Origin of the sequence: Aeromonas sp. sif0611 (genome assembly GCF_019218845.1) — a bacterium.
Classification (GTDB): Bacteria; Pseudomonadota; Gammaproteobacteria; order Enterobacterales; family Aeromonadaceae; genus Aeromonas; species Aeromonas media.
This window is the reverse complement of the sequence record NZ_JAHUWU010000073.1, coordinates 1-241: the sequence shown is the minus strand read 5'-3', so window position 1 is coordinate 241 and position 241 is coordinate 1. Positions and strand designations below refer to the sequence as shown.

Genomic DNA, 241 nt, shown 5'->3' with positions numbered 1-241 from the left:
TGGCCTCGTCGGCGCCGTCCACGTCGGTGACGCTCAGGGTGCCGGTCTCGGTCAGAGTCGGGTTGGTTTCGTCTTCGGTGACCGCGCCAGTGTCGCTACCGGTGATCACCGCGGCATCGTTGACGCCGGTGATGGTGATGGTGACGGTGTGCTCGGTGCCATCCACAGACTGCACGGTGAAGGTCTCGACCTTGGTCTCCCCCTCGCCCAGGTACTGCACCTTGCTGTTGTCGACGTTGTA

At 63.9% G+C, this 241-nt stretch carries 1 protein-coding gene; it reads right to left on the bottom strand.

Annotation, left to right across the window (positions count from 1 at the left end; all coding sequences use genetic code 11):
• Nucleotides 1-241 (bottom strand): VCBS domain-containing protein (locus KW824_RS20825; RefSeq protein WP_218410908.1); only part of this gene is annotated, 241 nt, incomplete at both ends.